This is a genomic window from Undibacterium sp. Ji49W, assembly GCF_049340205.1.
In the GTDB taxonomy this organism is placed as follows: domain Bacteria; phylum Pseudomonadota; class Gammaproteobacteria; order Burkholderiales; family Burkholderiaceae_D; genus Undibacterium.
On sequence record NZ_JBMPOW010000030.1, the window covers coordinates 16571 to 43268 of the forward strand.

The 26698-nt window shown below is 51.9% G+C and carries 20 protein-coding genes; 5 read left to right on the plus strand and 15 right to left on the minus strand.

All coding sequences use genetic code 11. The features are described from left to right. Positions 1–80 precede the first annotated feature (80 nt). Entirely contained in the window at positions 81–2969 is a 2889-nt protein-coding gene (gene gcvP, locus ACO0LK_RS26030; protein WP_422980319.1) for an aminomethyl-transferring glycine dehydrogenase, read from the plus strand. An 81-nt stretch (positions 2970–3050) separates the two neighbouring features. Here gcvP and ACO0LK_RS26035 read toward each other — a convergent pair whose 3' ends face one another. Next, positions 3051–5156 (minus strand): GGDEF/EAL domain-containing response regulator, encoded by a 2106-nt coding sequence (locus tag ACO0LK_RS26035; protein WP_422980321.1) that lies wholly within the window; start codon positions 5154–5156, stop codon positions 3051–3053. 216 nt (positions 5157–5372) lie between these two features. Then, entirely contained in the window at positions 5373–5834 is a 462-nt protein-coding gene (locus ACO0LK_RS26040) for a cache domain-containing protein (RefSeq protein WP_422980323.1), read from the minus strand. 157 nt (positions 5835–5991) lie between these two features. Between ACO0LK_RS26040 and ACO0LK_RS26045 the strand changes: the two genes are divergently transcribed. After that, positions 5992–6546: an energy transducer TonB gene (locus ACO0LK_RS26045; protein ID WP_422980325.1), complete on the plus strand. Its 555-nt coding sequence runs from the start codon at positions 5992–5994 to the stop codon at positions 6544–6546. Positions 6547–6740: 194 nt separating this feature from the next. After that, complete coding sequence (locus ACO0LK_RS26050; protein WP_422980327.1) at positions 6741–8321, plus strand: hypothetical protein; 1581 nt, start codon at positions 6741–6743, stop codon at positions 8319–8321. A gap of 14 nt (positions 8322–8335) precedes the next feature. On the opposite strand, the gene ACO0LK_RS26055 is transcribed toward ACO0LK_RS26050, so the two are convergent. The 4 genes from ACO0LK_RS26055 to ACO0LK_RS26070 all read right to left on the minus strand — a co-directional run bounded on the left by ACO0LK_RS26055 (position 8336) and on the right by ACO0LK_RS26070 (position 15527). Next, on the minus strand, positions 8336–9958 hold the full coding sequence (locus ACO0LK_RS26055) for a methyl-accepting chemotaxis protein (RefSeq protein WP_422980329.1): 1623 nt from the start codon (positions 9956–9958) through the stop codon (positions 8336–8338). Positions 9959–10384: 426 nt separating this feature from the next. Continuing rightward, positions 10385–11629, minus strand: coding sequence for a cyanophycinase (locus ACO0LK_RS26060; RefSeq protein WP_422980331.1), 1245 nt, complete (start codon positions 11627–11629; stop codon positions 10385–10387). 136 nt (positions 11630–11765) lie between these two features. After that, on the minus strand, positions 11766–14480 hold the full coding sequence (locus ACO0LK_RS26065) for a TonB-dependent receptor (protein ID WP_422980333.1): 2715 nt from the start codon (positions 14478–14480) through the stop codon (positions 11766–11768). A gap of 93 nt (positions 14481–14573) precedes the next feature. Next, entirely contained in the window at positions 14574–15527 is a 954-nt protein-coding gene (locus ACO0LK_RS26070; RefSeq protein ID WP_422980335.1) for a MurR/RpiR family transcriptional regulator, read from the minus strand. A 313-nt stretch (positions 15528–15840) separates the two neighbouring features. On the opposite strand from ACO0LK_RS26070, the gene ACO0LK_RS26075 reads away from it, so the two are divergent. Both ACO0LK_RS26075 and ACO0LK_RS26080 read left to right on the plus strand, forming a co-directional pair. Continuing rightward, a complete protein-coding gene (locus ACO0LK_RS26075) occupies positions 15841–16968 on the plus strand; it encodes a succinylglutamate desuccinylase/aspartoacylase family protein (RefSeq protein WP_422980337.1) in 1128 nt (375 codons plus the stop codon). Beyond that, complete coding sequence (locus tag ACO0LK_RS26080; RefSeq protein ID WP_422980338.1) at positions 16892–18373, plus strand: YfcC family protein; 1482 nt, start codon at positions 16892–16894, stop codon at positions 18371–18373. The genes ACO0LK_RS26075 and ACO0LK_RS26080 overlap by 77 nt, the downstream gene beginning before the upstream one ends. A 20-nt stretch (positions 18374–18393) precedes the next feature. Here the strand turns inward: ACO0LK_RS26080 and ACO0LK_RS26085 are convergent, their stop codons facing one another. The 9 genes from ACO0LK_RS26085 to prpR all read right to left on the minus strand — a co-directional run bounded on the left by ACO0LK_RS26085 (position 18394) and on the right by prpR (position 26533). Then, the gene (locus ACO0LK_RS26085; protein WP_422980340.1) at positions 18394–19128 is read right to left on the minus strand and encodes an AAA family ATPase; all 735 of its coding nucleotides are present in this window, start codon (positions 19126–19128) and stop codon (positions 18394–18396) included. A 14-nt stretch (positions 19129–19142) separates the two neighbouring features. Beyond that, entirely contained in the window at positions 19143–19946 is an 804-nt protein-coding gene (gene phnE / locus ACO0LK_RS26090; protein WP_422980342.1) for a phosphonate ABC transporter, permease protein PhnE, read from the minus strand. Beyond that, entirely contained in the window at positions 19943–20788 is an 846-nt protein-coding gene (locus ACO0LK_RS26095) for a PhnE/PtxC family ABC transporter permease (RefSeq protein ID WP_422980344.1), read from the minus strand. Before ACO0LK_RS26095 ends, phnE begins: the two co-directional genes overlap by 4 nt. A gap of 5 nt (positions 20789–20793) precedes the next feature. Then, positions 20794–21654: a phosphonate ABC transporter ATP-binding protein gene (locus ACO0LK_RS26100; RefSeq protein WP_422980346.1), complete on the minus strand. Its 861-nt coding sequence runs from the start codon at positions 21652–21654 to the stop codon at positions 20794–20796. Positions 21655–21677: 23 nt separating this feature from the next. After that, the gene (locus ACO0LK_RS26105) at positions 21678–22559 is read right to left on the minus strand and encodes a putative selenate ABC transporter substrate-binding protein (RefSeq protein ID WP_422980348.1); all 882 of its coding nucleotides are present in this window, start codon (positions 22557–22559) and stop codon (positions 21678–21680) included. Between the two features lie 127 nt (positions 22560–22686). Next, a complete protein-coding gene (locus ACO0LK_RS26110) occupies positions 22687–23736 on the minus strand; it encodes a diguanylate cyclase (protein ID WP_422980350.1) in 1050 nt (349 codons plus the stop codon). Then, positions 23736–24347, minus strand: a complete 612-nt coding sequence (locus ACO0LK_RS26115; RefSeq protein ID WP_422980352.1) for a chemotaxis protein CheC — start codon at positions 24345–24347, stop codon at positions 23736–23738. Before ACO0LK_RS26115 ends, ACO0LK_RS26110 begins: the two co-directional genes overlap by 1 nt. Beyond that, positions 24344–24709: a response regulator transcription factor gene (locus ACO0LK_RS26120; protein WP_422980354.1), complete on the minus strand. Its 366-nt coding sequence runs from the start codon at positions 24707–24709 to the stop codon at positions 24344–24346. The genes ACO0LK_RS26115 and ACO0LK_RS26120 overlap by 4 nt, the downstream gene beginning before the upstream one ends. A 204-nt stretch (positions 24710–24913) precedes the next feature. Further along, positions 24914–26533, minus strand: a complete 1620-nt coding sequence (gene prpR / locus ACO0LK_RS26125; RefSeq protein WP_422980356.1) for a propionate catabolism operon regulatory protein PrpR — start codon at positions 26531–26533, stop codon at positions 24914–24916. Between the last annotated feature and the right edge of the window lie 165 nt (positions 26534–26698).

Below are 26698 nucleotides of genomic sequence, written 5' to 3' on the forward strand. Positions count from 1 at the left end.
AATCTGGATTTGCCTGAATGCGGTTTGCCCTGCATAGCTCCGCCTGATATTCCACGTTACTCTTCTGTACCCCACATACCATGACCCGTCCTTCACTGACACAACTGGAAGCACACGATGCTTTCATCGCACGCCATATCGGCCCTTCTGAAGCAGAACAAGCCGCCATGCTGAAAACCCTGGGCTATGCAGATCGCACCGCCCTGATTGATGCCATCGTTCCGGCCAATATCCGTCGTCACGACGTGCTGCCACTGGCACAATTCACCGAAGCCAAATCTGAACAGGAAGCCCTGGCCACATTGAAGGCACTGGCGTCGAAAAACCGTGTACTGAAGTCTTTGATTGGTCAGGGTTATTACAACACGCATACACCTGGCGTCATCCTGCGCAATATCTTTGAAAACCCGGCCTGGTACACTGCTTACACACCGTATCAGCCTGAAATTTCCCAGGGCCGTCTGGAAGCCATTCTGAACTTCCAGCAAGTCATCACTGACCTGACTGGCATGGACATTGCCAATGCATCGATGCTGGATGAAGGCACTGCTGCGGCAGAAGCCATGACGCTGATACAGCGTGTTGGTAAATCCAAATCCAATGTGTTTTATGTTGCTGCCGATGTCTTGCCACAAACCCGTGAAATCATCGAAACCCGCGCCAAACCGCTGGGGATAGAAGTACGTACCTGCGCCGGTACTGAAGCGCTGGAGAATGAATGCTTTGGCGTCTTGCTGCAATACCCTGGTGTCGATGGTTCCATCAGCGATTACCGCGAATACGCGGCGGCCTTGCATGCCAAGGGCGCGATGGTCATCGCTGCTGCTGATCTGCTGGCACTGACACTGATCGCCTCACCAGGCGAATGGGGTGCTGACGTTGTCGTCGGTAACAGCCAGCGTTTTGGCGTACCGCTGGGTTTTGGTGGCCCACACGCGGGTTACATGGGTACACGCGATGCATTCAAACGCAGCATGCCAGGCCGTCTGGTAGGCGTGACGATCGATGCGCAAGGCAACAAGGCATATCGCCTGGCCCTGCAAACACGTGAACAGCATATCCGCCGCGAAAAAGCCACCTCGAATATCTGTACTGCCCAGGTTTTGCTGGCAGTCATCGCTTCCATGTATGCCGTCTATCACGGCCCGGCAGGCTTGCGCCAGATCGCCTTGCGCGTACATCGTTTGACTGGTGTACTGGCTGGCGGTCTGAAACAACAAGGCTTGACCATCGCCAACACAACTTACTTTGACACACTGACAGTCAATGTCGCCAATGCTGTTGCCTGCCATCAGGCCGCCGAAGCAGCTGGCTACAACCTGCGCCAGATCAGTGCAACGCAGGTTGGTGTCTCTGTTGATGAGACAGTCACACGTGCTGATGTTGAAGCCCTGTGGGCGATTTTTGCCAAAGCAAGCGGCATCACAGCGGCATTGGATTTTGCGGCGATAGAAGCAGGTGTCAATGATGCTTACCCGGCAGCGCTGACACGTGGCACGACTTACCTGACGCACCCAACTTTCAACCGCTATCACGCAGAACATGAAATGCTGCGTTACCTGCGCAGCCTGGCTGACAAGGACCTGGCGCTGGACCGCACCATGATACCGCTGGGTTCATGCACAATGAAGCTCAATGCCACCAGCGAAATGATCCCGGTCACCTGGCCAGAATTTTCCAGCATCCATCCATTTGCGCCAAATGACCAGACTATTGGTTACCGCGAAATGATCGACCAGCTCGAAGCCATGCTTTGCGCAGCAACTGGCTACGACGCCGTATCCCTGCAACCGAATGCCGGCTCGCAAGGTGAATACGCAGGCTTGCTGGTGATCCAGGCTTACCACGCATCCCGTGGCGAAGCACACCGCAATATCTGCCTGATTCCATCGTCTGCACACGGCACAAATCCAGCATCCGCCAGCATGGTAGGTATGGATGTGGTTTTGGTTGCCTGCGATGACAAAGGCAACGTTGACCTGGCTGACCTGCAAGCCAAGGCAGAAAAACATAGCGCCAACCTGGCAGCAGCGATGGTGACTTATCCATCTACGCATGGTGTGTTTGAAGAAGGCATACAGCAATTGTGCGACATCGTGCATAGCCACGGTGGTCAGGTCTATGTCGATGGCGCGAACATGAATGCGCTGGTCGGCGTAGCCGCACCGGGCAAGTTTGGTGGCGACGTTAGCCATCTGAACCTGCACAAGACTTTCTGTATTCCTCACGGTGGTGGTGGCCCAGGCGTAGGCCCGGTTGCAGTTGGCGCACATCTGGCGAAGTTCTTGCCTAACCAGAAATCCACTGGTTATGTACGTGGCGAAGATGGTATATCTGCCGTCAGCGCTGCACCATTCGGCTCTGCCAGCATCTTGCCTATCTCATGGATGTATATCGCCATGATGGGCTCTGAAGGTTTGAAGGCTGCGACAGAGACAGCGATTCTGGCCGCCAATTACATCGCCAAACGCCTGGCTCCGCATTACCCTGTTCTGTACAGCGGTCATGATGGCCTGGTCGCGCATGAGTGCATCCTGGATTTGCGTCCATTGACTGATGCGACTGGCATTTCCAATGAAGACGTGGCAAAACGTCTCATCGACTTTGGCTTCCACGCACCGACCATGAGCTTCCCTGTGCCTGGTACCTTGATGATAGAACCGACAGAAAGCGAATCCCAGGCCGAACTCGACCGCTTCATCGATGCGATGATCAGCATCCGCGAAGAAATCGCCAAGGTCGCCAGTGGTGAATTCGACGCCAAGGACAACCCGCTGAAACATGCACCACATACGGCAGAAGTGTTGATCGCCAATGAGTGGCCGCATGCTTACAGCCGTGAGGTAGCTGCTTATCCGGTAGCTTCCCTGCGCAAGAATAAGTACTTTGCGCCGGTTGGCCGTGCTGATAACGTCTATGGTGACCGTAACCTGTTCTGCTCTTGCGTGCCGGTCAGTGATTACGAATAAACCAGTTGTAGTTTTGCTCTGATGAAAAACGGACATGTTTGCATGTCCGTTTTTTTTAATCATCATCGATAGGCGAAAGTTTCAGATCAGGACTGTGTTTTGGGACGCTATGCCCTGGCGCAATAGTTTCTCGAATTGCTCGGCCCCAACGGGTCTGCTGAAAATATAACCTTGTCCTTCTTCGCAATGCTGTTCCTTGAGGAAGGATAGTTGTTCTTCTTCCTCGACGCCTTCAGCGATGACTTTTTGTTTCAGGCTATTTCCCATCGCGATAACGGCGCTGGCGATGATGCCATTGCTATCGGTTTTGTTGTTGCCTATATCCTGTACGAATGACTGGTCAATTTTCAGTACGTCGATGGGGAACTGGTTAAGATAGCTGAGACTGGAGTAGCCGGTGCCGAAATCGTCGATGGCCAGTTGTATACCCATGTTTTTTAATTGTTCAAGGATGGCGATACTGCCTTCTGCATTGCGCATCAAGACACTTTCGGTAATTTCCAGTTGCAGGCAGGTTGGGGGCAGGCCGGTTTCTATCAGTATGGTTTTCACGCCTTCTACAAAATCCTGGCGGCGAAATTCAACGGCTGAAATATTTACCGAAATGGTGGCAATGTCCAGGCCACTATCCTGCCAATGCCTGGTCTGTGCGCAGGCTTCGCGCAGTACCCATCGACCAACCGGAACGATGACGCCACAGTCCTCGGCAATGCCGATAAAGCGTATTGGCGGCACCATGCCCCATTGCGGATGCTGCCAGCGCAGCAAGGCTTCTGCGCCAGTGATTTCGCCAGTTTTCAGGTTGATCTTGGGTTGATAGTGCAAGAAGAATTCATTGCGTACCAGCGCTACACGCAGATTGGCTTCAATCACCTGACGTTCCACGGCGCGCACATTCATTTCGGGTTTGAAAAACTGATAATTATTGCGCCCCTTGTCCTTGGCCTGGTACATGGCTGTATCAGCATTCTTGATCAGGGTTTCTGCATCGACACCATCAGACGGATAGACGCTGATGCCTATGCTGGAGGTGACATGCAGTTCATGTTTATTGATATGGTGCGGCGTTGCCAGAGACTTCAATAATTTCTCTGCGGTCAGGGCCGCATTCTCGGCAGATTTGTCGTCTGTGACCAGGATCACGAATTCATCACCACCCTGGCGGCTGACGGTGTCAGAGTTGCGTACGCAGGCGCTCAAACGTTCTGTTACTGATTTAAGCAGCTTGTCACCGGTGGCGTGTCCGAGTGAATCATTGATATGCTTGAAATTATCCAGATCCATGAACAGAATGGCCAGAAAACTACCGCGCCGTTTTGCCAGGCCAATTGCCTGTGCGATGCGATCATTCAGCAGGGCGCGGTTAGGTAAATTGGTGAGAAAGTCATGCTGTGCCAGGTGTGCCATTTTTACCGCCATGGCCTTGGCATCCGTAATGTCGTGAAACACCATGACTGCACCGGCAATATTACCGGCCGAATCGTGGATGGGGGCGGTGGAGTCTTCAATGGCAACTTCGCTGCCGTCGCGTCTGATGAGGATGGTTCCCGGTGTCAGGGTTGTTGCCATGTCCTGTTGCAATACCATCGCCACCGGATTGTCTTTTTCTTGTCGGCTTTCACTATGTATGATGGGCATGACGGTGGTAATCGGCTGGCCGCGTGCTTCTTCTCTGCTCCATAAGGTCATATGCTCTGCCGCGACATTCAAATAGTCAACATTACCTGCCATATCCGTGCCGATGACGGCATCACTGATAGAGTTAAGGGTGATCTCTGCCCGTACCTTGTCGATGTAGATGGATTCTTCTACTGCCTTGCGCAATATTACGTTACGCAAGGACTGCGGTACCAGGTAACTGGCAAAATGCCCTTTGGTCAAATAACCCTGGGCTCCTGACTTGACGGCCTCAATAGCCAGTGTTTCATCGTCACCGGACAGGGTGAGAATAGGGATCTGAGGTGCATTGGCGAATAAACTGTCAAAAGTTGCTATGCCCTCGCTGTCGGGCAGATGCAGATCTGCAAGTATGGCATCTACCTTGTGTTTTTGTATATGCGTGATGGCCTCTGACAGGCTGCCTGCGACCAGGATGTCATAGGGACCGTCACTGGTTTCACGCAGGGCATTCTGAAGTGATACGCGATCAGTAAGGTCGTTGGTGATAATAAGAATTCGCTGCGTCATAAGTCCGTTCCTTTGCCATGTCATGTTTCCATCTGACCAAAAATACGCGTTATGCCAGCAGGCGTCTGTGCGATGTCGCACAAAGCTGCCGACAATCAACTTATGAAGGGTGGATATCTTTTAATTTGCCAGAATCAGGCTTGCAGATACTAAAAAAGGTATCGCTAAATTTTTAGCCGATACCTTTGAACTTGAAAGTTGCGTCTGGTGTACAGCTTATTTACCCTTGTAAATCCCCGCTTCCAGTATCACGTCATTGCTACGGAAAATATAGGTAGTCTTGTTTTCTATCTGTTTGGAGACAGGATTGTTGTAACGATAATCGACCCAGCCCTTACCTTTGCTCTTCGCCAGCGTAAGAATGTCCTTGCGGTAGTATTTTCCGTCGGCATCTGGCAGGTCCAGCATGTTCTTGCCTATCAGTTTGGGATTGACGGGGTGGGCGATGATGGCGCCATCCATGCCGCGCATGTATAGGTAGAGTGAACCATTGATGAATTCAGGGTTTTTATTATTGATTTCCTGCGCCAGGGCATCCTTGCCATTTTTTTGCATATAGGCGACTCCTTTTTCTACCATGGCGATTGCATCGGCGGGACTATCTTCGGCATGCGCGAATTGAGTGGGGCTAAAAAAAAGAAAGGTGAATAGAGTCGCAAGCAATTTCAAGAATTTCATTTTGTCTCTCCTTGAATGTATGTCTGATATTTTGTTCCGTGTATAGACCGGTAGCCAGATTGCAGGGCATGAACTCAGGCTAGCGGAACTAATCCGAAAACGCAAAATGTTTAACCAGATATTGCTTTCGACCTGATGCCATTGTTGCTATTAAAGTGTGGCGCATGAAAGTGCATTGGGTGCTGGAGAGAGGGGACAAAAGGATTTAATCGCTGGTTTGCTCAATTCAATGATCGCGAAAAGATGTTTTACAGAAATATGTTGCCATGCGGAAAAAATATGCAGTAAAATATGCTCCGTGTTTCCGCATAGCAATTTTTGGCAATTCCTGGCAATTCCCATCTTTTTAAAAATCCTTTATTTATCATCGACTTCCATGAAAAAAATCATTTTAGCTGTAGCGCTGCTCGCTTCCTTTGTGTCTGTTTCTGCCAACGAAATCGCCCCTTCAGTTGATAAACAAACATGCGAAAAACCAGTTTATCCAAAATCTGCCTTGATGAATGAAGAAAGCGGCACTGTGGTATTGTCGATTCTGGTTGGCCCTGATGGCGCGGTGGTGGATTCCAAAGTCGAAAAATCCAGTGGTTCCAAAGCGCTGGACAAGGCAACACAGAAAATTTACTCTTCTTGCAAATTCAAACCAGGCGCAAAAGACGGCAAGCCTCAGCAAGCCTGGACCAAGCTGGAATATGTCTGGAATCTGTCTTAATAGCTGATTTTTGCTGATCGGCTTGATCAGCAAGACGAAAAAAGAGATGCTGCGGCATCTCTTTTTTTGCATCTGGCAGGGATGGATTTTGGTTAGATCGAATTATTGCAGCATCATCCGCTAAAGAAATAAGAAGTCTTGCCGATAGTTAATTAAATATAAGGCAAGAATTTATTTAGGGATGCTGCTAAACCATGTCGACTACTATTGCAGGTTTGAATACGGCGGCAACGACATCACCGAATGTCAGCCGGACGCAGGATGTGAACAGTCAGGTTGGTGCAGTGAATACTGCCACTGTGACAGCTATTTCGACAGCCGCTTCTTACCAGGTCAATTTACGGACATCGCATACTGAATCTGCAAGCCAGACTTATACCCAGTCAGGCGCAGCATCTACTACTACCAGCGCTGCGCCATCGCAATGGTGGGAAAACAAGAGCGACGATCATTTCAGTTATCTACTGGAACAAAATGCCATTGCAACGACCACCACGGCAGGGCGCTTCAATGGGCTTGCTTCCGGCCTGATAGAGCGTTTGCACACCACCGGCGCAGACGTCAGACAGGCATTCATAGCGACTTCAGTGGATGTGGGTGCGGACAGTAAAACCGTGGACCAGGCAGGGCAGGTCAGTTTGAATGACTTGCGTGACCGTCCCGACCAAAGCCTGGGGCTTACTGTGAAACTGGCTTCGGGCCGCAGCGTTACCTTGTCCATCAAAAGCAATGCCAGTGGACTGAGTGTAGAAGCCAGCAGCGATGCAGAATTGAGTGAGGCGGATAGCAAGGCGCTGGAGAAACTGGCGACCGGCCTGGAAGCAGCAGCGCAAAGCTATTTCACAGACCAAAAGATCAATCTTGACGCTTTGTCAGGCTTTGACACATCTGTGGTCAGCTCGCTGAAACTGAATATCAATGCAGGTGACCGTCAACTTGATTTCAGTATTGATCAGTCTCATCACCAGCTCAAGCTGACATCGGCCAGCGGTGTCGTTGATATTGATGTCAGCCATGACAACCCTGGCCTGAAGGGCAATGCGGCGCAAAGAAACAAGGCTATCCAGCAATTCCTGACGCAAATCGACAGCGCAGCCAAGCGTGGCAATGCGGATGAAGGACTGGTGTCGATGTATAAAGACGCGTTTTCTGCCATGCAGAAAATCAATACTTCTGACGGCGTCACTGGCCCGGCAAGCCTGGTGCCAGCGAAAGCGCCTGCCTTTTGGGATGGAAGCGCCGGGTCCTTGTTGACTGGACTGGCAGACTTTGACGCAAAGATCAAAGGGGTGACGACTTCACCCAACCCGGTCCGTTTGCAGGAAAGCGATTATTTTAATTTCCAGACCAGCCAGAAGACCACGCAGGAAGGTAATCAGGCGAATGGAAAGATCAGTCAGAACCTGGAATCCAGCCTGAGTGCAGCCTTTCATCTGGAATTGAAATCAGATAGAAAACCGGTGCTGGGTGAGAGCAAGAATTCGCAAAACTATCGCTATGTCAAGGTAGACGATCATGAAAGCAGCAAGCTGACTATCGGTTTTGAAAAAAATCAGTTGAATAGTGCACGTCTGGAAAAAAGCCATGACCGCAATCTATCCATATCCCGTTACGAATTGGGTAAGCTGGTGGACACCAAAAATTCACCGGACAAACAATCGACAGTCATTGATTTTGCGGTCGGTTCAGGTCTCAACAATACGGCAAGTGAACAGGCTTTACAGCGCCAGCGCATCATTGCCGCATTGAGCGGGAAAATCTTCTCCGACAGTTGATCCTGATCACCGATTTAGCGTAGCCGGCGCGGCTGGTTTGATTGGCTTGGCTGACCTGGCCGACCTGACTGCGCTGGGCGGATGCTGGCACGGCTGACCTGTGGTGCAATGCTGGCCTGCTGCACTTTGAAAATATTCACTACCTGCGCCAGGGCTGCAGCCTGTTCATTCATGGCCTGGGCGGCAGCCGATGCCTGTTCGACCAGTGCGGCATTTTGCTGCGTCATATTGTCCATATCAACGATGGCATGATTGACCTGTTCTATGCCCGAGCTTTGTTCCTGGCTGGCCGAGGCAATTTCTGCCACGATGTCGGTCACACGCCTGACGCTGGCGACCACTTCATCCATGGTGGAACCGGCGATGGCGACCAGTTTGCCACCTTCTTCGACTTTTTCTGCCGAACTATCTATCAGGGTTTTGATTTCTTTGGCTGCCGAGGCTGACCGTTGTGCCAGGTTGCGCACTTCACTGGCAACTACGGCAAAGCCGCGCCCCTGTTCACCAGCGCGCGCGGCTTCTACTGCTGCATTCAGTGCCAGGATATTGGTCTGGAAGGCAATGCCGTCAATCACGCTGATGATGTCGACAATTTTTTTCGATGATTCATTGATGGAGCCCATGGTGGCCACCACTTTACCCACCACGCTGCCACCCTGGGTTGCCACTTCAGACGCAGAAATCGCCAGTTGGTTGGCCTGGCGGGCATTGTCTGCATTCTGTTTGACGGTGGACGTCAGTTCTTCCATGGTGGATGAGGTTTCTTCCAGTGCGCCAGCCTGCTGCTCGGTACGGTTAGACAAATCCAGATTGCCCGAAGCAATTTCGCCCGAGGCTGTCGCAATCGATTCAGAACCTGTACGTACTTCACTGACGACTGCTGCCAGTTTGTCGCGCATGCTCTTGATGGCGAACAGCAGGCTGGATTTATCATTGTGTCTTAGGCTGATGTCGGTGGTCAGGTCACCTTCGGCAATATGGCCGACGACTTCAGCCGCATAGGCTGGTTCGCCACCCAACTGACCCAGAATGGCCCGTGTGATGCGCCAGGCGATACCGCCTACCAGGGCCATCATGACGCAACCCACACCGAGCAGTATGCCGGCCTGCTGCCAGAACGACTCATTGATATCGTCGATGTAGGTGCCGGTGCCCACCAGCCATTCCCAAGGGGTAAATCTTTTCACTGCATAAATTTTATCGACCGGTGCTTCAACGCCAGGCCGTGTGCCGGGTGCCTGCACGATGCCGATGGCGCTGTTTGCCAGTGAAGCCCGATAGCGGTCACCGGATTCTTTCATATCCTTTTGAGGAACACCGATACGTGAGGCTTTGGGGTGTACCAGTAGCAAATCATCGTTATAGCCACGCACAAAGAAATACATCTCATCCTTATGGAAGCTGGAAATCGCCAGCTTGGCCTGTTTTTGTGCATCATCACGCGACAGTTTGCCCGCCTGTTCCAGCGCATGGGCTTTTTCCATGGCAGCGTAGGCCATTTCCACCATATTGGAAATCTGTTCCTCGCGTTCTTTCAGCATGCTCTGACGCAGGGAATATAGTGAAATAACGGAAATCACGGAAATGCCGAAGAGGGTGATGGCGCACAGCAGAATGATACGGGTACTGAGTTTCATGGTGTGGTCTCACTGGTTTATGCAGCACAAAGGGTGTGCGTATGATCGCCAGAAAGCTTGCCTGATCATCTCTGGCTTTCGTTTACGCCGATACGCCGATGGCTGGATCTGTATTATTTGATGAATGATGCAGCCTGGGGCTTGCACACAATGTGCAAGGGAAGTTCAGTGCTGCAGTTTTATTGTATGTGAAGCTCGCCCCGCATAGGGGGGAGAACAGGCAAACAAGCGACAAATTGGTGCGAGGGTGTTGTTCTGATGCGGCAGTCCGGAAGGCGGGCTGTAACGAGGGCGGCAAAAGAACTATGAACCTGCCGTAGCCATCTAAAACCGAGCTGTAAAGAAATAGCTACAAAGGCACTATAAAAGGACAGCGCAGATGGCCATCCTTTTGCCCGCATTTCAGTTATTTATTTAGTTATTTAGTTATTTATACAAGGGTAACTGCATTTTGACTGGCCGTATATCCAGGCGCAGCTTATGCACCGTGTAAGCCTCGGCGCCGGATGATGCTGAAAAGTAGCCCTGGCTTTCTGCTACCTTGCTGAAGCTGAATTCAAAACCCAGTTCGGGCTGTTCATCCATGCCAAAGGCCAGGCCAATGGCGCGTTCCTGTTTGCTATCGATTAAATGAAACATCAGGTCAGTAACCACGGTATTGGCCAGGATATCAGCGTAAAAGCGCTGGTCGGTATTGTAAGCCTGGGCAGGATTGAGTTTGCCCTGCAGTTTGTCTGCCGAAGGTGTCAGCGTCTTGCTGCGCAGGTTGAAACGATCGCCCCGGTCCAGATAGCTGATGCGGGCATTGCTGATGTTGAAATTTTTTTGACTGCTGTCGGTGCTTGCTTCTGCCAGATCAAACAGAATGGCACCCTTGTAACCAATAACTTCGACTTCCCCCTGGTTGCTGACCACCATGGCGGTATTTTCATCCACGCCCAGGCCCAGCTTGTAATTCTTCTTCAGCATGACCGGCAACATGCGGGCAAAGCGGCCACGGATGATCAGGTGCTGGTCGATGAATACATCAGGACCGATGAAGCCCAAGCCTGCGGCAATTTCCTTGCCGTCAGTGACGCCCAGCTTCAAGGTGGGCAGCACCGGTTTGGCATCATAGAACATGGTGGTACTCATGATGGCAGCACCGGCACTGCTGCCTGCGATGACACCACCACGCTGATAGATGGACCAGATGGCTTCCAGCATGGCTGTCTTGCTGCCATCGGGTTTGACCAGTGCCTGCACGATGCGACCCTGGTCACCACCGGTGAAATATACACCGCTGGCATCCTTCAGTTTTGCCAGCCAGCCCGCATCGTTGACGATATCCTGTGGTTTGAATTGTGGATGCTTGACCGACAGGGGAATCACAAAGGCCTGGGCACCGTTCTGGTTCAGTGCCGCAGCCGTGGCAGCACCAGACCGTTCCGGATTGCCGGCTGCCGCCGGTATGACGGCAATCTTTGCGCCTTTGCCACCGGCCTGTTGCACGATGCGCTGCCATACCACGGCATTGTCCACCCGTAATGCGCCGCCTATGATGACCAGTGAGCCTTGTGGCGGGGAGATGTCTTCAGCGTGAGCATTCATGGGGAATTGCCAGAGTAAGATAGCCAGGCAGCTTAACAAACTGCGCAACACCCGGTCAGTATTTTTCAGAGAAATTGTCATTATTTTCATCCTGATTTTTTCATATTGTAAATCATTCAATTCATCACTATTGACATGAATTTAAAAAAAGGGACAACACCAAGTGCTGTCCCCGAACGCGCTGCTTTGGAAAAATTTAATTCATTACTGATGCAGTTTATTTGAATGCATAGTTACCAGATACGTAGAAGAAGCGACCACGCGGATCGGTATAGCTGGGGTCATAACCGGCTATGAAGCTATACACCTGGTTGGAACGGGGTGGATTGGTGTCCAGCAGGTTTTTGATGCCGGCACGCAGGCTGAATGCCTTGCTGAACTTATAGCTGCCACTTAAATCCCACAAAACATAGGCAGGCACATCACGGGTGCTGCCATCAGCCAGGGCATTCTGGTCGTGATAACCCTGATAGTAAGTCTGTTGCAGGGTTGCGCCCCATGGGCCACGGTCAAAGTCAAATGTCAGCGTATGTCTCCAGCGCTGTACCACCTGGGTATCGGTATAGATGCCGACACCATTCACTTCCGGGCTGGCTGCCGTGTTGTGCGTCTTGTAGTCAATGACATAGGTACCGTTCAGACTGACATTGAATTTGCCCAGACTGTTTTCTGGCAGTTTCCAGTTGACGTTGACATCCACACCCGAGGTTTTCAGTGAACCGATATTTTTCACGCGGCCATCTACTGACAGAATGGGGCCGGGTATGCCAGGCAGGCTGGGGTCTGTGGCACCACGTATCGCATAGCCAGGATTGGACCTTGGGTCGCTGAAATAGGCACCTTCGTTGGCCAGCAGGGTGTCAGATTTTTCGATGCGCCAGTAATCCAGCGATGCAGTCAGGCTGCGGCTGGGTTCTATCACCATGCCAGCAGAAAACTGCTTCGATGTCTCTGGTTTCAGATTGGCAGTACCACCCTTGATCAGGTCAGGCTGTATGCCGCAGTAATCCGGGTTCTTTGTGTTGTCGATATTGCCGACTTTGATACAGCCCAGCGGGTCATTGTAGATGCCGCTGGTCTGGCCAGTGCGTGCCGGTTCATTGATGTCGGCCAGACTGGGTGCGCGGAAACCGGCGCTATACGAGCCGCGTACCACGACTTCTTTGGCTGGTGTCCAGCGCAAGCCAAATTTTGGATTGGTGGTGCTGCCGACATCGTTGTAGCTGTCATGGCGCACGGCAGCCTGGCCTTCAAGGTTACTGAGTATCGGCAAATTCAATTCGGCAAACAGTGCTTTGACGGTACGGCTGCCGCCGTAAGCTATTGCTGCACCATCACCGCGTATCTCACCGGCAGCCAGCAGGGCAGAGGGCGTGAATTCCAGTTTCTCACGACGGTATTCTGCACCTATCGCCAGACCGGCATTGCCGCCTGCCATGGCAAACAATTCGCGTGAAGCCTTGATGTCAAAAGAATCGGTAGTGGCTCTGGATTGACGGGCTGCGTCACTGATTTTTGCTGCATTCAGCAAGTTCGTGCCTTCCGTTCCCGATGGGCCGAAAGGATTGATTTTTCCAGTCAGGAAGGCGCTGTCAAAAGCCGATGTTCTGACATAGCCATCGACATATTTGTCATCGACCTTGCTGACGCTGTGATTCAGTGCCGTGTCATAGTCCCAGCCCGCTACCGTGCCTTTGGCACCGACCACCAGGCGCTGTGCAATGGCATTCACTTCATTGGTACGTGGGCCAGCCGCACTGAGGCGCAGGCCGACGCGCAAAGGTGTTTTGTTGATGGTGATCAGATCGTTGGGATAGTACATTCCGCTGACCGGGTAATTCAGGTTGCTGACGGTCAGCGGGCTGATGCGGTAAGTGGTTTTGGTGTCACTGTGCAGCACTTCGGCAAACAGGGTGTTGTCGGCATTAATGGCAAGCTGGGCACGGCCCAGCAGCGATGCACGCTGGGATTCAGGGAAAATCTCGGTGTCATGCATGTAGTCATACAGACAGGCTTTACTGCCAACAAAGCTGTCTGCCGCAAATACCGTGGCAGGCGGATTGCAAGTCGGGGCGCTGGGGTTCAGGCGTGAGCCGGTGGCGCCACCACTGGCCGTGGTACGGCGTACATTGGCTGGGAAAGTGTTGGAACTACCGACATCCAGATTGATGTCGGGCTGGTAGGCTGAACCTATCCAAGAACGCTGGGTAGAACGCAAGCTGCCAGTATTCTGAAAATTGGCCACGCCCATGAGGTTGTATCTGTCCTGGCTCAGATTGCCCGTGCCACCAGACAGGCTGATGATCTTTTTGTCTGCACCACCATGCTGGGTATTGCCCAAGTAGGCAGATACTTCTGCACCCTGATAATCAGGACGGGTAATGAAGTTGATGACACCACCAATCGCATCGGCACCATAGATGGCTGACGCGCCATCTTTCAAAACCTCCACACGCTGGATGGCGGCAGAAGGGATGGAATTCAAATCCACGCCAGATGAGGTGCCTGGCGAAGCAAAATTAGCCAGGCGGCGACCATTCAGCAAGATCAGGGTGGATGACACACCGATGCCACGCAGGTTGGCACCATTGAAGCCACGTTGGGTACCACCGTTATCGCTGAAGCTGGCACCGTCCGTCAGACCCGCAGTGCTGGCCGACACTTTGCTCAATAATTCTGCCGCTGTAGTGACACCAGATTTTTCTATCGATTCGCGACTGATGATTTGTACCGGCAAGGCTGTTTCTGCATCAATGCGTTTGATGGATGAGCCAGTGATTTCTATGCGTTGCGGTTTATTTTCTTGATTTTCAGCCTGTGCCCATGCGCCTTGCGGGGCCATGCCCAACATTGCCATGACGCTCAATGCAGACCAGGTTGCGACAGCCACTTTCTTGGGTATGGGCTGAAATGCTTGCTTTTTCGGTGCCATTGCCTTGCTCTCCTCAGGTTTTACAGAAATTTAAAAAAAGCATCCCCCTCAGGCACTCCGGGAGTGACTGTGATGTGCTAATTTTTTGCTTATTTACTTCTTGGGTTTAGTGCTATCCGGCTGTGTATATTTGACGTTGTTGTCAGCGCTATGCAGATAGGCTGAAATGGCTTCGGTCAGGCGCATGGCCTTTTCCACATTCTTTTTATTTGACACCATCATGCTGCTGACCAGGGCTTCGATAACCGCAATCGCTGCACTGGCACTGCTGGGCAAGACACCATGAGTGCTGGGTGCCAGCAGTAAATAATTACCCAGTTGTGCAATTGGCGAGGCCGGGGAATCGGTAATCGTGACGATGCAGGCACCGTGGTCACGCACAAACTGCGTAAGCTTGATGACATCCAGCGCATAGCGTGGAAATGAGATAACGATTAGCACATCTTTGTCAGAAATATTCGCCAGATGACCCGCCGCCACTTCAGTACCACCGTAGCCAACCACTTCCACCACATGTGAACAGAATGGCTGCAAATGCAGGGCCAGCATGCCAGCCAGGTGAGCACTGAGACCAAAGCCCATGACATACACAGTGCTGGCCTTGGCGATGTGTCCCACAATCTGGTTCAGACTTTGTTCAGACATGCCCTGGTTTGCTGCATCAATATTGGCAGCGGCGAATTGCATGCTGGTATGGGCAGGCGAGGGCGCTGTCTTTTTTGCTTCTATGGTATTGCGCAGTTTTTCTACCGGCTGAAATACAGCCTGCACCACTTCTGCAATCTGGTTACGCAAGCCAGCGTAATTATTAAAACCCATGTCGCGCGCAAAACGGCTGATGGTGGCGGTTGATACATCACACTGTTCTGCCATGTCTTCTATGCCCAGTGCCGTCACCTTGACCTGGTTGCGCAAGAGGAAATTGGCAATCCGTTTGTAGGAGACAGAACCTTCCTGCAATACCAGCATTAATGATTCACCCAGCGTGGACTTGGCAAAGACCATTTCGGGTGAAGCGGATTCAACAGGGGTAGTTAATTTTTTCATGCGCATCAATCAATAAAACTGTCAGCAAAACTTTTTCGATGAATGAACTGTAGACCTGTTTAAAAATATTTTCAATACTATTTGTCGTTTTATTTTCATAAATGTAGAATATGTAAAAAATCGTTCATTTGTTTGCAGTGAGAGGCAGTTGCTGCGGTGTTGTTTTTACGCTGCCTGTACAAATTGCGATTGAAGTAGCGGGAACATCCTTGGGATAAATCCTGCATGAGCCGGACCATATTCATGTAAATTCAGAATCAAATTGCGATTCTGTTTTTGGTTTTAGTATTACCAACAAAGAAAAGAGTTTTCTATGCAGATACAGCAACATGCATTGCCCGATATCAGTAGCGGGACGGTGCGCGAATTGCGGAGTTTTCATTACGGCTCATTTGCTCAATCGGGCCAGGGGCGCAAGGTATATATACAGTCGTCTTTGCATGCGGATGAAATACCCGGCATGCTGGTGAACTACTACCTGCGTGAAATGTTGGAGCAGTATGAAAAAATTGCAGCCATCGCCGCAGAAATCGTGCTGGTGCCAGTGGCTAACCCGATAGGGCTGGCGCAGGATATACAGGGCACGGCTTTTGGCCGCTTTGACCTGGCGACAGGCATCAATTTCAACCGTGGTTATCGCCATCTGACGCCACATCTATTGCCTTTGCTGGAGAGCAAACTGGGTGCAGATGCAAATGAAAATGTAAAACTGATACGCCAGCAGGCACTTGCCGTATTGCGGGAATGGCAGCCGGACACCGCGACCGATCATCAAAAGAAAATCTTGCAAACCCTGGCGGTGGATGCCGACATCGTGCTGGACCTGCATTGTGATAACCAGGCTGTCATGCATTTATATACAGGGACACCCCTGGCAGATGATTGTATGCCGCTGGCAGCTTATTTGGGGGCGCAGGCGGTGCTGGTATCGGTATTGTCGGGGGATGATCCTTTTGACGAATCCTGCTCACGCCACTGGTGGGAACTGGCGCAACACTTTGGTACGGCGACGCCGATCCCGAATGCCTGCATGGCCATCACAGTGGAATTGCGTGGCGAAACCGAGGTCAGTCATGAAGTGGCGCAGGCAGATGCCTTGGCTATCATTAATTTCCTCAGACATGCGGGTTATCTGCGTGGAAAAGCACCAGCCTTACCTCAGGCCTTATGCCAGCCCACGCCGCTGGAAGGTGTAGAGCCTTTGCGCGCCCCACATGCAGGCATCCTGGTATTTACCAGGGAAACGGGTGATTACATTGAAGCAGGTGAAAAAGTGGCAGACATTGTTGATCCTGTCAGCGCACGGATGACGCCGGTATTGGCGACGGTATCGGGCATCTTGTTTGCGCGTGTGGCCAGACGTTATGCCACCCACGGCATGCGCATCGCCAAGATTGCTGGCCCTGTTGCGTACCGCACCGGCAATTTACTGTCTTTGTGACCCGGAATCCATCATGCTGAAAAACCTCAGATTGCCGAATACCTTTGTCCTGCTATTTTCCTTGCTGGCCCTGATTGCACTGGCCACCTGGCTGGTACCTGGCGGCAAATATGATACCCATATGGTCAATGGAAAGACACTCATTGATCCTTCCACCTTTCATTACGTCACCAGCAATCCGCAAGGTATCGTTGCCCTGATGATGGCACCGGTCAGGGGCTTTGTGGAAGCGGCATTGATCATCGGTTTTATACTCATCGTCGGCGGAGCATTTGCCGTCTTGCAAAAAACGGAAGCGATTGATGCCATGATCAAATCCGTGGCCAGGGCGCATACCCATTCCAGCCTGGTCAGGGCTGGTATCATTCCTCTGTTCGTGACGCTGTTTTCCTTGGGCGGCGCGACTTTTGGCATGGCAGAAGAAGCGATACCTTTTGTCATGATTTTCATCCCGTTGGCACTGGCGTTGGGTTATGACTCGGTGGTGGGCGTATCGATTCCCTTTATCGGTTCACAAGTGGGCTTTGCTGCAGCGTTTCTGAATCCCTTCAATGTGGGTATTGCACAGGGAATTGCTGGCGTGCCCTTATTTTCTGGTATAGGTTTCCGGCTTGTTGCGTGGTTGCTGGCGACAGTGGTCACTATTGCTTTTCTCAGCTGGTATGCGGCACGCATCAAGAAAAATCCCATGCTCAGCCCAACTTTTGAAATTGATGAGGAAAAACGCAAAAATCTCAAAATTGATGAATTCACCAGTTTTACTGGCATGACCACGACTCATAAGGCTGTGCTATGTATGTTTCTGTTTACGCTGATTGCCATGGTGGTCGGTGTAGTTAAATACAGCTGGTATATAGAAGAGATTGCGGCCTTGTTCCTGGTCATGGCCATCCTGGTGGGTGTGGTCGGCAAGCTCAGTGCTGACAGTTTTGTAGAAGCTTTCATGCAGGGGGCCAAAGACCTGGTCACCACCGCACTGGTGATAGCCCTGGCACGCGGCACCATGATATTGGCGCGTGATGCCAATATCATTGACACCATGTTGAATTTTCTCATGCCTTTCGTGCAGTCCTCGCATCCTATCTTTGCAGCACACAAGATGTTTGTGATTCAGTCTGTCATCAACTTTTTCATCCATTCGGGCAGCGGGCAGGCAGCATTGACCATGCCCATCATGGCACCCCTGGCTGACCTGGTCGGCGTGACCAGACAGACTGCCATACTGGCATTTCAGTTTGGTGAATTCACAACGCCGATGATACCAACATCCGGCATTACCGTCGGCGTGCTGGCGCTGGCGCGCATACCCTGGGCTACCTGGGCAAAGTGGATGATACCCTTGCAGTTGTTGTATTTTGTCCTGGCACTGGGTTTGCTGGCTTTGTCTTGCGTAATCAACTGGTAAAGCAAGCGTTGAGAATCTGCTTATTCTTCATCAGCCAATAACTGTTCCAGCCGCTTGGGGTAATTGTTGAGAAAGTCACGGGTCACTGCAAAGTGTTCCGTGTCTTCATAGCTGGTTTCCGTGATGCCGCTGCCATCAAACTGGTAGATTTTCGCATGCGGGTAGGACAGCAGTATCGGTGAATGCGTGGCGATAATGAATTGCGATCCATCCTGTACCAGTTGATGGATGGCGCTCAGGGCGGCCAGTTGACGGTTGGGTGACAGCGCAGCTTCGGGTTCATCCATCAGGTAAAGGCCATTCCCTTCGAGTTTGTTCAGCAACAGTGCCATGAAAGATTCGCCATGCGAGCGTGTATGCAGTGATCCTCCATAACCCCCAACATAGCCAACTTCATCCATATAGGTGGCGACGTTGAAAAAACTTTCTGCTCGCAAGAAATAACCATCACGTGGTTTCTTGAAGCTTTTGGATAATCGTAAATTCTGATGCAATGAAGACACTGAATCAGTGGTGCGATAGGCGACATTTTTCGTACCACCTTCCTGGCCATAACCCAGCGCCATGGCGATGGCTTCCAACACGGTTGATTTGCCGGCCCCGTTTTCACCGACTAAAAAAGTCACATCGGCATGAAACTCCAGCACGTCCAGTTCGCGTACTGCCGGGATATGGTAAGGGTAGCTGTCAAAATCAATGACAGCATCATCGCGCATGCTGATGCGTTGCAGATAGGGTTTGGCGGATAGGCTCATGAAGTCATTTTAATCTAATGCATGAGCCAGCGCCGCATGGCGAAGCTCAATGCATCCACCATGGCGACCAGTATCAGCATGGCGATGATGACCGTGGCGGCTGTCTGCATCTGGAATAGCGACAGATGATACTTCAACATCTGCCCCAACCCACCGGCACCGACCACGCCTAGTATGGCGGCAGCGCGGATATTGTTTTCCCAGCGGTACAGGGTGTAAGACAGCATTTGCGGCAGGCTTTGTGGCAGCGTGGCATACATAAAGGCATTGATGGCAGATGCACCGTTCAGGCGCAAACTGGTCTCTGCCTGTGGCGCAGCGTTTTCCAGAACTTCAGCAAACAGGCGGCCAAGTACGCCGGTGGTATGGGCGGCCAGCGCGATAGTGCCGGCAAATGGACCCAGCCCAGCGGCAATCAGCATGATGGATGCCCACACCAGTTCGGGTATGGCGCGCGCTACATTCAGAAATAATCGCGTACTGCTTTTTGCAACCTGGCCAAAACGACCGCTGGCTGGCAATGCCAGAAACAGGCCAAGGATGGCAGCAATCAAGGTGCCCAGTGCCGACATGGCCAGGGTTTCAAAAGAGGCGAAGGCGGTTTTTTTGAGCAGGGCAGGGTTGATGTCTGGCGGCGCGAAGCCTTGCAGAAATTCCCAGGTTTTGCCTGCGGCATCGTCGCTGAAGAGGGCACGCCATTCCATGTTCAGACTGACAAAACTGGTCACGACCAGCAAGATGATGCCTGTGCTCAATGCCAGCTTGAGCGGGCTGAATAGCGCCGGTGCGACTGGCATGTTGTTATCTTGCGTACTCATGCCAGTGCCTTGCGGAATAATTTACTGGCCAGGTCCGCAATGCCCACCAGCAGCACGAAAACGATCAGCATGGTCGACACTTCAGCGCCTGACAACATTTTCATGGATTCATCCATACGCTGCCCCAGGCCGCCAGCACCGACAAAACCCATGACGACCGAGCCACGTATCGCGCATTCCCAGCGATAGATGGTGTAGGAAATCAGTTCTGGCGCGGCATTTGGCAAGGCCCCGTACAAAAACGCCGTCAGACGGCTGCTACCATTCCTGAGCAGGCTGTCAGTGGCGTGGGCATCATTGGCTTCCAGTATTTCAGCATAAACCTTGCCCAGCATGCCGGCATAGGTGAGGGCGATGGCAAATACACCCGCTGTCGGCCCCAGCCCGACCAGGCGCACAAACAACAAGGCCCAGACTAGCTCGGGCACGCTGCGCAACAAGACCAGCTTCCAGCGTACCATCTGGCGCAACAGCCTGGCCATGCCATGCATGCGTCCGCTGCCGATGCGTGAAATCGATAAATGTTCATTGACGATCAGGGTCATGGGTATCGCGCCCAGCAAGGCCAGTGTCAGGCCCGCCGTAGCAATGGCGATGGTTTGCCAGGTTGCTTCCAGCACGATCAATAAAAATTCTGTGGAATGCGCAGGCGGAAAAAAGCCGGACAAAAAACGCCAGGTTGCCCCCAGGCTTTGTGCATCGATCAGTTGCCAGGGTTTGAATTCAGTGATCAGCAGCATGGGCCAGAGCAGCACCAGCATGCACAGCGTGGCTGTTACCCGTATGCGCCATGCAGGATCATGTGCTGGCTGTAAGTTGGAATGGCTTGCTTGCTGTGTCATCGTGCTTAAAAACAGCGGGGGGCATCAGAAAAATCAGGCTGATCCAGCGCAGTCATATCCAATGATTGTTGCTGTGGGCTGCCAGCATTCCGGTACAGATCAGCGATCATCTGATCATCTACTTTATTGCTGTCGAACAGCACTTTACCGGCACGCAAGCCTATGATGCGCGTGAAGTGCTGACGTGCCAGTTCTACCTGATGCAGGCTGCAAATCAGTGTTGCATTGCGTTGTTGTGCTTCCTGCTGCAAGGTGTTCAGGGTTTGCAGGGCCAGAGTCGGGTCCAGTGCAGACAGGGGTTCGTCTACCAGCAATAGGCTGGCATCGGACAATAGCAGGCGTGCCAGTCCACAGCGCTGGCGTTCACCGCCAGACAGTTTATCTACTCTGGCATACAGCTTGTGTTGCAGATCAAAACGCTGCAAGGCTTGCCAGGCAGCCAGCGGGTCTGTGGGCTTGATCAGATTGCGCAGTGCCTGTGCCAGTGTCCAGTGTGGCAGGCGACCGGCCAGTACCGCAGTAACCACGCGCTGACGTGCTGGTAGTGGCGGTGTTTGCGGCGCCAGAAACAGATGGCGGCGCAAGGCATGGCGCGCCGTATGTGACAGCGCCCAGACATCGTGGTCCATGAACTGGAATTGGCCACTGGCAGGCTGGTGGGCCGCAGCCAGGGTGTGCAGCAGCGTGGTTTTGCCAGCACCAGACGGGCCTATGATGGCAATCTGCTCACCCTGGGCTACTGTCAGGTTCAGGTTCTCAAGTATGTATTGCTGTTGCTCTTGCCCTTGCTCTGTCACCGGTGCAGTGTGTGCCGCACCGGGAAAAGCCACACTCAATTGCTGCAAACGTAGCTGCACTGTAGTCATTGTTGCCGACATTGCTGCCGGCATTACTTCAGCAGGCCGGCATTATGTGCTGCCGCTTCTATGGCCTTGTAGTTGTCAGCCTTGGTAGGGATGAAGCGGGTCGCACGTTGCAGATCCAGGATTTCCTTGTCTTGCGGATTGGCGGGATCAAGATTCAGGAATGCATCTGTGATCTTCTTGCGCAAGTCGGCAGGCATGTCGGCACGCACTGACCAGTTGTAGTCAAAATAGCCTGGGGTGGTGTAAAACACGTGGACCAGTTTGGTATCGACCTTGCCTTGTGCCAGCAGTTTTTCCCAGACTGAAATATTCAGCGCACCTGCATCTACCTTGCCGCCCGATACCGCAGCCACAGTCGCATCATGCGCGCCAGAAAAGGCGATGCGTTTCATGTCCGTGTCAGGGTTGATCTTCGCGGCCAGCAGATAAGAACGGGGCATCAGATGGCCGGAAGTAGAGGATTCGGAACCAAAGGTAAAGGTCTTGCCTTTCAGGTCTTCCAGTTTGGTGATGCTTTTGTCGGTGGTGATGAATACTGATTTGAATTTTTCATCTTCTTCACGCTGCACCAGCGGTATGACCTGATCTTTGCTGCGGACCTTGGCCTGTACGAAAGTAAAGCCGCCAAACCAGACCATGTCGAGTTTTTTATTAATCAGGCCTTCGACCGATGCCGCATAGTCGGTGACGGGAATGAATTCCACTTTCATACCCAGCTTTTTTTCCAGCATCGCGCCCAGTGGTTTGAACTTGCGCTGCAATTCTGTAGGGGCTTCATCGGGTATGGCGGACACGCGCAAGACTTGCTGTGCACTTGCCAGGCCAGAAAAAGCCAGCAGACCGGCAGCGATCAGGTGATGCATAGTGCGGCGTGCAGGAGAAAATACTGAAAGTGATTTACGCATGCTTATACCTTGTGAGTGTTTGTGTTGATGTATGTGTATGTGTTTGTGTATGCGTATGCGTGGCTTGACCAGCCACTAAATGGGCACATGCCTAGGTCATGAGTTGAAAACAAAAAACAGATGAAAATTAAACCGGGCCGACCTCTTGCTTGAGCAAGCCCTGGTCTTGAATATTAGTAGAAGCAGTGCTGCTGGCCAAAGGTACGTGAAAATTTTGCAATGGCAGGTAATGACTTTGATTTCGACCAGATTTTTTTGCTTCGTATAAAGCTGCGTCCGCACATTTCAGTAACATATGCTGATCCACTTCTGGATGCTTGTAGAAATTGCTGAAACCTATGCTGATGCTGACACGGTCCCCGATGCGCGAATTGATGTGCGGGATATTCAGGTCCCATACGGCACGACGCAGTTTTTCTGCAAAATCCATCGCCAGTTCCGGCGCCATATTTGGCAGCATCAAGATAAATTCTTCACCGCCGAAACGTGCCAGCACATCGGTGGCGCGCAGTAATTGTTTGCGTAAAGCAGCGGCGACCAGTATCAAGGCCTTGTCACCAGCTACGTGGCCGTAACTATCGTTGTATTCCTTGAAGAAGTCGATGTCGAGCATGAAAATAGACAAGGGAACATTGTGACGCACCGCGTGACCCAGCGCTATTTTGTAATGTTCGTCAAAGAAGCGGCGGTTGTAGATGCCGGTCAGACTGTCTGTAGTAGCTTCTCGCTTCAATGCCTCGGAATGGGTGCGCAGGATTTTTTCGCGTTTGATTGAGGTAGATGAATCGCTGACCTGTATCAGGCATAGCCTGCTGCCATTGTCCGCATTGAGCGGCGTAATGGTGATGGACTGGTGGATGCGCTTTTTTTCATCGTCCTGCTCACTGCGCTCAAATAAAGGCAAGGGTGAGCGATGCAGCGCATTTGACAAGACCACCGGCAACCCGTAATTCAGGGTATTGCTGATGGCATTGAGGATGGCACGACTGGGCAATTCTTCAAAAACTTCTGAAATATGGCGGCCCAGTGCCTGCCCGGCGGCAACGCCGCTATGCCTTTCTACCCAGCCATTCCACAGGCAGACATGTTGTTCTGCATCGACCAGTATCAATCCAAGGCTGATGGAGTTCAGAATTTGCTCCACAGCGACCGGGCTGGTGGACAAGAACTGCGCCATCAGGTTTCCCCCAGGAAACGTTCTATTTGAGTGATCAAATCAGTCAACGAAGTTGAGCTGAGCAGGAAAATCAGATGACCTTCGGAATGTCTTCTCTCTATCGTCAGGTCTATATGCAGCAGCAAGACATATGGTTGCTCCAGATCATCACTGACACGCCGGAAGATTTCTTCCGTGGTGGCGACCGAATAATCAGGCAGGGAACAGGTGAGCGGTATATTCAGCATATCTGCCATCGCCGACAGGCAGGCGTTGAGTATGATGTTGCCCAGCTCGCACATGGCTTCCTGCTCGAACTCTGCCAGGTCTTCGATACTGATCTGTGACCCCATCATATCGCGCACGATTTCAAGGGCATGGGATTCGGTGAACAGGAGTATGGCGTCGGCTTCAAACGTACCGCTAAAGGTTTGGTGAACGGCACCAAACTTGTCGCTTTGCATGCCCATGATGGACACGTCAATTTCTGACGACTTGCGAATTTCTACAGAAGGAACCGATAGACGAACTTCTTCACCAACGATGTCGCTGAGGCTGGCTGCTGCCCTGCCAGCACCGACATTGAAAACTTCACTCAGTGCATCAAGATGAAGTTCAGTCAGAGTGTTCATTGACCGCTCGCAAAATAATTGAGGACGATGGTGATCGATTTTTCAGTGACGGGTTTGGCCACGAAAATACTGCCTATGGAATTGGCTCTTGTCTGCATGCTATCTTGCACGTTGGCAGAGAAGATGGCAATGCGTACATGCGGATGGTCTTTCAAGATTTTCTCTGCGGCATCAGTTCCCAGCATGCCAGGCATGTTGATGTCCATGGTGCAATAGTCTGGCTTGTTTTCCTGCACGGATTTCATGGCTTCTTCGCCCGTGCTGGCTTCGAAGATTTCCCAATCTGGCTGCGCTGCCTTGACATGGGCACGTATGACCATGCGTGACACTTTGCTATCATCAACAATTAGTAATTTTTTCATAATATTTTTTATGCAAGACAAATGCACCCATTGATAGTGAGTTGCAGCTCAATTTCATTTTACCTTACCGTACTGGAAATTGAGTGGTCAAGATGTTCAATAAATGTTTCTCTGGCGGTATTTACACGGCTATTTACACAGCTATTTGCACAGCCTGTTTTGCGCAACTGCTTTTTACGCTTTTTTCTGCAACTGCCGTCAGCCTCAATTTTTCAGCCGCCGCCACAAAGTGGTCCTGCTGATACCCAGATAATCTGCCACCGCTTCACGGTTATTGCCAAATTTTTGCATGACCTGTTCCAGTGATTCTTCCTTGTTCGTCAAGTCTGTCGCCGGGTCTGCCAATTCGGTCGTTTCAGTTACGTTGGCAGGTATGCCAACTGCTATCAGTTCCGGCAAGGTTCGGTTAACAAAGCCTGGCGTCAGGGCCTGTAAGGGTTCTGCTGCCAGGAACAGGGCCAGGCGTTCCATCAGATTTCGCAGTTCCCGGACATTGCCAGGCCAGGTGTATTGCTGCAACAAATTGCTGCAAGAGGCGATTTCTGCATGCAAATTGGCATGGGGCCGCGTGCCCATGCCGGCCAGAGCATGCTTGAGAAACCATTCGGCAAGCGGGAGCAGGTCGTCTGTTCGTTCCCTTAATGCGGGCAGATGCAGTCGCAAAACCGCCAGCCGGAAATACAGGTCGGCGCGGAATTTTCCCTCCTTGATACGGTCTTCCAGATTGCAGTGTGTAGCGCTGATGATGCGCACGTCAACCGGAATGGGACGCATGCTGCCTACACGTATTACTTCACGCTCTTCCAGTACCCGCAATAACCGGGTTTGCAAACCCAGAGGCATTTCACCAATTTCATCCAGAAATACGGTGCCGCGATGGGCGGTTTCAAACAGGCCGGCATGGCCACCCCGTTTTGATCCGGTAAACGCACCTTCTTCGTAGCCGAATAACTCAGATTCCAGCAGACTTTCGGCAATGGCACCGCAATTGACGGCCACGAAAGGCTGGCGTGCCCTGGTGCTTTCACGGTGCAGGGCCTGGGCTGCCAGTTCCTTGCCGGTGCCGGTTTCACCTTGCAGCAATACGGTAGCGGGTGAGCGGGCAAACAGGGCTATCGATTTGCGGGTTGCCTGCATGATAGCCGAGTCACCCCGCAAGTCATTCAGGTTGTGACGTGCACGCAGTGCATCTGCCGCCGGATGCTGGCGGCCGCGGGCAGATTCCAGCCGGGTCAGACGGGCGATTTCCAGTGCGTCATCAAAGGCCTGGCGTATTGACCCCGCTGAATACATGAAGATACCAGTCAGTCCGGCTTCTTCTGCCAGGTCAGTGATCAGGCCGGCCCCAACGATGGCCTTGATGCCACTGGCTTTCAGTTCACTGATCTGGGCGCGTGCATCTTCTTCGGTGACATAGGTGCGCTGTTCCAGCGGGAAGCCGAAGGTGGTTTTGAAATCCGCCAGTTCCGGCATGGTTTCCTGGTAATTGATCAGGCCGATGGCGGGGGAGACCTTGCGTGCCCTGGCAAGGGCCTGCATGACATCAAAGCCGCTGGCCTTGGCGATGACGACCGGTACCGGCAGTCTATTTTTCAGATAGGCACCGTTTGAACCAGCGGCTATGACGGCATCGCATCTTTCCGTTTGCAGGCGTTCTTTCAGGTATTGCGCGGCTTCTTCAAAGCCCATGTGTATGGGTTCAATGTCGGCGCGGCCATCGTATTCGACCATGATGTCGCGGAACATGTCGAACAGCCGCGAAATGGATACCGTCCAGATCACGGGTTTGTCGCTGTTGTCGCGTTGCGGTGCTGGGTGTTTCATTGCATGTAGTGTCTTATAGGATGTGTGCTGCCTGTGTTCAGGATTGTTCCTGGGCTTGCTTCATTGAGTGTTTCGAGCTGTGTTGCAATGTGCGTTTCAATTAATGTTTCAAATTTGTTTCAACGTTGTTTCAATTTCGTTTCAAGTTTCTATTTGAAACATCAT